The sequence below is a fragment of the Ruminococcus sp. N15.MGS-57 genome, from assembly GCF_000980385.1.
GTDB classification, from domain to species: domain Bacteria; phylum Bacillota; class Clostridia; order Oscillospirales; family Ruminococcaceae; genus Hominimerdicola; species Hominimerdicola aceti.
This window is the reverse complement of sequence record NZ_LARF01000069.1, coordinates 1-4,823: the sequence shown is the minus strand read 5'-3', so window position 1 is coordinate 4,823 and position 4,823 is coordinate 1. Positions and strand designations below refer to the sequence as shown.

At 38.5% G+C, this 4,823-nt stretch carries 5 protein-coding genes; all 5 read right to left on the bottom strand.

Annotated features, from left to right (window positions below; genetic code table 11):
• A partial coding sequence (locus tag WS40_RS10085) for a hypothetical protein (protein ID WP_046442038.1) occupies positions 1-972 on the bottom strand: 972 nt, incomplete at its 3' end.
• A gap of 17 nt (positions 973-989) precedes the next feature.
• Positions 990-1,661 carry an ABC transporter ATP-binding protein gene (locus tag WS40_RS10080; RefSeq protein WP_038670449.1) on the bottom strand — a complete coding sequence of 224 codons (672 nt, stop codon included), beginning with the start codon at positions 1,659-1,661 and terminating at the stop codon, positions 990-992.
• 2 nt (positions 1,662-1,663) lie between these two features.
• The gene (locus WS40_RS10075; protein WP_046442035.1) at positions 1,664-2,992 is read right to left on the bottom strand and encodes an ABC transporter permease; all 1,329 of its coding nucleotides are present in this window, start codon (positions 2,990-2,992) and stop codon (positions 1,664-1,666) included.
• Positions 2,989-3,894, bottom strand: coding sequence for a hypothetical protein (locus tag WS40_RS10070; protein ID WP_288177751.1), 906 nt, complete (start codon positions 3,892-3,894; stop codon positions 2,989-2,991). Before WS40_RS10070 ends, WS40_RS10075 begins: the two co-directional genes overlap by 4 nt.
• A 446-nt stretch (positions 3,895-4,340) precedes the next feature.
• On the bottom strand, positions 4,341-4,745 hold the full coding sequence (locus WS40_RS10065; RefSeq protein WP_046442033.1) for a hypothetical protein: 405 nt from the start codon (positions 4,743-4,745) through the stop codon (positions 4,341-4,343).
• Positions 4,746-4,823: the final 78 nt, after the last annotated feature.

The window sequence follows — 4,823 nt, the reverse complement described above, 5'->3', positions numbered from 1 at the left end:
CAGCCTTGTAACACGCTTCTCAGAGGGGAGAAATTTCGGTCGGCACATTTTCATTCCCCTTGCCCTAACACTTGATATAAACTGTGCCGCTCCGCCATAGAAGTCAAGCTGTGATTCCAGCTCCGAAAGGTCTGAAAAAACCGAGGAACGATAGCTTTTAAGTGCTGCGGCAATCCGCAGGGCGAACTCCTTTGTGTATTTGCTCAGTTCACGGAAAAGGGCAGTGTCTATATCAATGGGAGTGTGCCTTGTTGCCGAGTTGAAATGCTCCTCGCCAATAAACTGCTCTCTGCCTGCAAAACTTTTGAACACAAGCTTTTCAAGAATATTTCCCTTGGGATAAATTTTGTCATATCCGATTTCAAGCAGTCCTGCACTGTCGGGATTCATAGCCGAATCAAAATTAACACCGATTTTTACGCTCCGTATGGTTTTTGAAAAGGTATCTTTCAGCTGTGAAATGCTGTATGCTATTTCGAAAATGTTCTCGCTTTTTGGCAGTTTTTCAAAAAACTGTGCAAGCCTTTTTACCGCTACCGACTTAATTGCGTGATTATACTTTGCAAAGAACCTGTTGATGTTTTCAATGCAGCCGAGAAATTCTTCAAGGCTGTCCATATGGGTCTTAATCTGCATAAACGAGTTGACACAATCAACATCTGAAAAGTCAATTCTGTTTCCTGCGAGTTCATTTATCAGCTGTCGAAATCTGCCGTTAAGTTCGGGGACATTCATAAAGTCCTCAAGACAATCCAGCCTGTAATCAAGGGTTTCAATGTCATCTGTAAACTCTTTCATTTTAGATGTTGCGACAGCAAAATTCATAGGTGCAATAAGTTTTGCTATGTTATCCGTTTCAAGATTGACCATAAAATCCTGCGGATAATTTTCATATTTTTTCTGCCGCTTTTTTGCATACTCCTCAGCCTCCGCCGACGGATAGAACAGATCTACATAATCGGTAATTTTCATTGTTTTCACTCCACAATTTATTTTGCTGTAACAATATTCCCGTCACTAATCTCAATAACCCTGCCGCATTGCTCCGCAATCTTCGGGTCGTGGGTAACTATAACAACCGTCCTGCCCTGTTTGTTCAGGGACTTGAAAAGCTCCATAATCTCAGCGGAAGTCTTTGTGTCCAGCGCTCCCGTCGGTTCGTCCGCCAAAATCATTGACGGTTCATTGACTATCGCTCTGGCAATTGCCACACGCTGCTTCTGTCCGCCCGAAAGTTTGCTGCATAGCTTTTTGGCAAGCTCCTCAATGCCTACCGATTTCAGTGCCGCAAGGGCTTTTTCTTTCTTGTCACTGACTTTCTTTTTGGAAAAATTCAGCGGTATCATCACGTTTTCCAGTGCCGTGAAATCCTCAACCAGTGCAAAATCCTGCATAACCATCCCGATTTTCTCGTTTCTGATTTTTGCATACTGACTTTCGGAAAGGTCTTTCACAAGCACATCATCAATGTAGTATTCGCCCTCCTGATAGTTGTCAATGCAGGCTAAAATATGCAGAAGCGTTGATTTTCCTGCACCCGATTTTCCGATAATCGCAATAAGCTCACCGTCCCGAATTTCTGCCGAAACACCGTGGAGAGCCTTGAATTCGTTGGCTTTCTTTGAATTATATATTTTTACTATGTTATTAAGTTTTACCATTACTATTCCTCCGATAATATTATTGCTTTTTTCAAAGCCTTTGGTGTGAGGATAATGCAGGAAATGATACAGGATACCAAGATATATACAGCACACACAATCAGGCAAATGGTGATCGGTTTCCAGCCCAATGTAATTACTGTTTTGCTGAACAATCCTGCCTTGTAGAAAATCAACGATCCTGCTATTGAAATTATCAAAGACACAATGCAAATCAGCCCATTGTAAATTACATTGATTGTAAGCAACTGTTTTCTTTTTGCACCACCCAAATACAGTATGGCTTCGTTTCTTATATTATTTTTGCAGTTAATCGCATTAACGCTCACTGACGCAATCAGTACAAGCAGGTATATTGCACACATTATTGGCATCAATGTGTACAACTCTCTATAAACAATGGTCTGACTGTTGTTGTTCAACTGAGAAAACTGTATCGCAAATGATAATACAGAAAGATTCTCGTTGATATATTTTCTGTTGTAAAGCTTTTCATCATCGGAAATATTCCGGTTGTACTTTATAAAAAGGGAGTCTGACATTACTGAATCCAAATCGGTTTTATTCCACTCCTTATCTGTAAAAAACAATACAGGTTCATTATATACAATGCTGTCCGCTGAATACCCAAGAGATTCGAGTTTCAAAGCAATCTCCTCGTTTGTAAAGCCTTTGTTTTTAAGCTGGTCATTCATACAGTTGAAATGTGTAGAAAGCATTAACTGATAGGATGGTTCATTTGATTCATATTCCGAGTTTGCTCCAAGGTATTTTTCATTATCACCAATTACACCGATTATTCTGACCTTCAACGTTCCATTTTCAGTTTCAAATTCAGCAATATCATTAACATTATAACCTTGATAATTTCGGGTAATTACAGCCTGCGGTATATCATCGGATTGCTTGGAATCAGTTATCCACGAACCTTTTTCTATTGTCGGGCGAAAAAGATTTGCAGAATAATCATCATATACAAGTGCATATGCGGTCTTAACCTCGTTAGTTTGTGTATCAACGCCTGTTTGCAGGGACGCAAAGTTTACAGACGAGATAAAATCAACATCTTTCAGCTGAGTTTTGATTTCATCTGTGTTTTCCAAAAGTCCGCCATTTTCATTATCTTTCAAAAAATATCCACCACAATACAATCCCTCGCCATTAAGCAGCGGTTTGACAGCCTCATATGAGGAAGCCTTTTCGTCTATTATCGATGTCATAATTATTCCGATAACAAAAACAGCAATCAGCTGGAGGCTTATTAAAACATTGATAAACGAGTGCTTTTTCAGGAAGATACCGATAACCCTGCCGTATAACTTAATTCTCATTTCAATCCCTCCTTAATTTTTTTGCCGAGATTATGATGAAGCAAAAACAGATTAAGAAGATACGATATTGCAGAGTAAATCAAAATTATTTCTGCGTAAACATATGGATTATATGCAGCTTTCATAAGCGGAAATTTAGCTGAAAGTACAGTAAGAATAAATTTATCATAGCACAAAGCTGAAATAATGCTTACAGGAAGCATAATAAGAATAATCTCATTTGCGGTTGATATGCTCAGATTTGAGGTTAACCCTCCGCAGATACGCATAATGGTCAGTTGTCTTGTTCTGCTGATAATGATGTAATTATACAGAATGGAAATGTTCAATGCCGAAAGAATGGCAATGATTACCGAAATCAGTACAACTGTTATGTAGTAGGAAGTGTTTGATGCCAAGTCGAATGCCGGTTCATAAAGAGTGATTTTATCTTTGAAAAATTCGCTGATATATGCGGTAAAATCATCATATTCAGATTTAGTGATTTTATTGTTGAGTGCAAGATAAACCCCGTCGTTCATAATTGTATCGTCGGGTACTGAGCTGAACGGAACATAGATACTGTAAAAAAAATAGCTGCTGTTAGCAGGGTTTATTGTGCCGATAACATCATAGCTCTGACCGAATGCTGTAACCGAATTTGTATATTCGGGTGCTGAAGTCGGCTGATTTACATTTCCGCTGCCCATTACAACAGCCTTTTTTTCTCCGTTTGAATATTGCTCCTGCGTGAAAAAACTGCCGTCCTTAATTACAAGGTCATCAATCATTGGCTGAAATACGTTATCGGAATATTCAAATTTTCCTTCAGAATACTGAAGATAGAATGCGACAGGTATTTCCTCATCAATTCCGCTTACCTGCGTGGACGAAAAACAGGTAATATATGAAACATCACCCATAAGCTTATTCGGCATATTCTTCACAAACTCACAAAAATTTTTTTTTGTAATAATGTCATTTATGGAAAAACCGACAGCATAGCTGTCAATTTCGCCGTCCTCAATATTTTTGCTGTACTGATAGTACAATCCAACACCGAAAAACAAAACCCCGAATGAAACAAACATAGAAATCACAAGTAGAACCAGCATACCGGTATGATTTTTCATCATATTTCTAAGATTTTTCAGCGTGTACATTCTTTCCTCCTTCAAACCCATTAAGGCAATGCATTATCTGATGTTATTCAGATAATGCATTGCCTTTGTAAAATGTTCAATTGATTTTTATTAAAATTTCTTTAATGCATATTTAATTCGGAGCAAAGCCCGATGTAAGCGTAGCTTTTCATCGGCTGCGACGAAGCAAGCTTGCCGCAGGAGCTTTAGCTCCTCAGGGTTATATATTAGTAATCAGACTGAATATCCTTAAAAACTCTATTATCTTTCATGACTAGAGTTCTGGCAGAATACTTATAACTAGTATTACGGTTATGGGTTGTTGTTGCTTTCAAAAGCTGACCTTTGGACAGCGTACCATTTTTCCATCCAGAAGGAGTATAAGAACCGATTTTTGCTGCAGAAGTCTTGTAATAAAGGGTTGACTGTACAGAGTAATTTGTTTTTGTAGTTGAAAGATTCGTTACCGTTCCCACTGAATCTGTCTCGCTTGGAGTATAAGACGTATATGCAAGTATAATTCGATAACTATCCTCATATGATGCTTGATACGCACTAGCACCTATAGCACTCATAGAAGCCATTATCATAACAGCAGCACCCATAGCCGCAATTTTCTTCTTAAGTTTCATATTGAAAACCTACTTGAAATTTTTTATTGCTTTCATCATAAGACAAACGCAATACTCCCGACCTAAAGTCTGTATTCT

Coding starts and splice junctions, on each gene's coding strand:
- WS40_RS10080 (WP_038670449.1), bottom strand. CDS start 1,661: ATGGTAAAACTTAATAACATAGTAAAAATATATAATTCAAAGAAAGCC.
- WS40_RS10075 (WP_046442035.1), bottom strand. CDS start 2,992: ATGAGAATTAAGTTATACGGCAGGGTTATCGGTATCTTCCTGAAAAAG.
- WS40_RS10070 (WP_288177751.1), bottom strand. CDS start 3,894: ATGGGTGATGTTTCATATATTACCTGTTTTTCGTCCACGCAGGTAAGC.
- WS40_RS10065 (WP_046442033.1), bottom strand. CDS start 4,745: ATGAAACTTAAGAAGAAAATTGCGGCTATGGGTGCTGCTGTTATGATA.